Annotated in this window: 2 protein-coding genes and 1 pseudogene; all 3 read right to left on the bottom strand. The window is 47.0% G+C overall.

Features of this window, described 5'->3' with window-relative positions; all coding sequences use genetic code 11:
* Positions 1–301: pseudogene (locus HMPREF2981_RS02970) on the bottom strand (hypothetical protein); the annotation flags it as partial.
* A 342-nt stretch (positions 302–643) separates the two neighbouring features.
* The gene (locus HMPREF2981_RS02960; protein ID WP_070660698.1) at positions 644–1,396 is read right to left on the bottom strand and encodes a hypothetical protein; all 753 of its coding nucleotides are present in this window, start codon (positions 1,394–1,396) and stop codon (positions 644–646) included.
* A 151-nt stretch (positions 1,397–1,547) separates the two neighbouring features.
* Entirely contained in the window at positions 1,548–1,706 is a 159-nt protein-coding gene (locus HMPREF2981_RS10855) for a hypothetical protein (RefSeq protein WP_160311911.1), read from the bottom strand.
* Positions 1,707–1,893 lie beyond the last annotated feature (187 nt).

The raw sequence follows: 1,893 nt of genomic DNA, 5'->3' as shown, positions 1-1,893 counted from the left end.
GCTCAAAATTCTTATACAAAACGAAAAGCCCCTGACGCATATCCCTATCCCTAATCAAGCATGCTTCTTCGGATGCCCAACGCATATTGAAACCTTCGGGAAAACTGTAGTAGGGGTCGATAGTTTTAACGAACCGCCTGGCGAAGTCCATGTACGATACCACCCCAGCACAATCAACAGTCATGACAGCCCATCGCTCTGCTTCTAGATAGGGCAGCATATGGTTCTCCCAGTACCCATCCTCACGGATAAACACAGGGGCAATGAATTCCTCAGCAGACCGTAACTGTTTGTAAGCCATGGTTATTTTTCTCCCTTACTCTACTATCAGGATAAACGTGTGATAATGATCCGGGCTGTAATAGATACTGCCATTACTCCCCACTATCAACCGGTCATCACCACGAGTCGTCTCAGGCTTCCCGTTAGGCTTCAACTCAACTCTACCGTTTTCACCAATCTTCGGTTGAGGAGCCATGAAATCCATTTCCGTATACGTGATAGGGTTCCCCTCAACAGCAGTTGCGGCAGAACAGCCTCCGTAGCTTTCTTATTTATTGACAGGCATAAAGATATAGAAAATTAGTTGTCCGTAACTTCGCTATAAGCTACGGACAACTAAACTCAAAAAGAACATGATCGATTATTCGGGATCGTCAAACTTGCTATGCACCAGGTGCACTTTCGAGGCAAGAACAAGGTCATAAAACGGTGATTCAGGATAATACCGAGGATCAGCAACATAGATACCCGTAGCCTGCGGATCATGGTTAATAACCCCACCAAAGAGCTGACCTGTCTTATCGTAGAGAGGGTCCGGGGCGCCGTTCGGGAAATTCCTCCGCTGTTCTTCTTCAAAATCAGACCATGGATACCGCACACCTTTACCTGCAATCATCACGTTCTCAGCACCCATCAGCTCCTCAAACTGTGGGAGATACGAGGTGGGAAGACCAACGCCGTACCCCACCACCACAGGATACTGCTCGTAAATATACCCACGAAGATCAGAATAGAAGTAGCTCATACGTTCAGCTAATTGAAGCGCATACTCCGGGGCATAAAAAGGCGAACACTCTTCCCGCACACTAAAAAGATCTTCAAAGTTCTCATAGAATACAAAAAGTCCCTGACGCATATCATTCCAATCAGCTTCCTCAACAGCATTCATAACCCAGAAACCGTTCACCCACTGATCTGGAGCAATGTTAAACCCAAGCGCTCGTAAAAGCCTACGCCCGAGTTCATGCGAGGTATCTACACCAGCACAATTCACCTCAACAATAAACCACCCCTGTTCCTGCAGGCGAGGCTTCATGATTTTCTCCCAGTACCCGCTCTCCTGAGTGAACACCGGAACAATGAACGCATCTTTATATTCACATTTGTATGTCATCACCTTATCCTTAGATGATTCGGATAAAGATTTCGTACTGATTCTTCAGCCGTCGCTGTCATCTCAAGCTAGACCCGTCTATTTCAGACTTATATAGACCAAGTCTAAGTTCTCTTCAGTAGACGGTATACCTGACGACCTATTCTGATGGCTACTCAACCATATGAGTCATCCCCGAGCGCACAACCTCAGTCATACCAGCCTTATCTACCGAATCCATCACCGAACACAACGCAGCCGATAACAACCGCGACTCAGCATAAGAACTAAACCGGTACTGCTGCAGGCTAGGTTCTTTACCCTGCGCCAACTTCTTATGGTAGTTCCAAAATCCTCAAAAGGACTAGGTATATAGGACGCAAAAACCCAGCTTGAACCTCAAGACGACTATTCATCCACGGGATATCCTGCATCACCCGTAAACGCAGGACTCTCCGGATACCTTTCAGGATCAAAAATCCAATCCCCCCGCTCATCACACCGAGGAGCCGGGAACC

This window comes from Rothia sp. HMSC069C01 (assembly GCF_001814655.1).
Classification (GTDB): domain Bacteria; phylum Actinomycetota; class Actinomycetes; order Actinomycetales; family Micrococcaceae; genus Rothia; species Rothia dentocariosa.
This window is presented reverse-complemented; position numbering and strand designations above follow the sequence as displayed.

Coding starts and splice junctions, on each gene's coding strand:
- HMPREF2981_RS02960 (WP_070660698.1), bottom strand. CDS start 1,396: ATGACATACAAATGTGAATATAAAGATGCGTTCATTGTTCCGGTGTTC.